Here is a 508-nt window from a genome sequence, read left to right as displayed (position 1 = left end):
ATGCAGTTTCCGAGTAAGTCTTATCTGGAACAGCTGCGAAAAAAGTACCCTGTCGGAACAAAATTACAGCTGATTTCTATGCGAAATGAAAAATATCTGGTTCTTCCCGGAACAGTCGGTGAGGTCACGCACATTGATGATGCGGGCAGCATTCATATGCGGTGGGAAAACGGTTCTTCCCTTGCTCTGATTCCCGAAATCGACAGTTTCCAGACCGTATCCAAGGCGAAAAAATAAGGCGGCACCTCCTCCATTGTACGGTATGTTACCATACAATCGCAAGAATTGCAAGAGTGTATTCTACACAATCTTTTGCCCGCATTTTCTGTAGATTTAGCCACTTGCTATCTCCTCCGTTTAGAGTTAATATGGTTACAACGAAACGGGAAAAAAACCGAAATTACGGATGCCCTGAGCCGAGGCAGGATGCTGCCCGAGGCGAATGGGTATGCCGACATAGGATTTGAGGAGGCTGGAAAACACTATGAACGCTAAAACAGAAAGACAG

General features: G+C 45.7%; 1 protein-coding gene. It reads left to right on the top strand.

The genetic code is table 11. The features are described 5' to 3' along the window. Positions 1 to 237, top strand: a 237-nt coding sequence (locus tag RUMCAL_RS04360) for a DUF4314 domain-containing protein (RefSeq protein ID WP_021681355.1), incomplete at its 5' end; no start/stop codon positions are given. Positions 238 to 508 lie beyond the last annotated feature (271 nt).

The sequence above is a fragment of the Ruminococcus callidus ATCC 27760 genome, from assembly GCF_000468015.1.
Classification (GTDB): Bacteria; Bacillota; Clostridia; order Oscillospirales; family Ruminococcaceae; genus Ruminococcus_C; species Ruminococcus_C callidus.
This window is presented reverse-complemented; position numbering and strand designations above follow the sequence as displayed.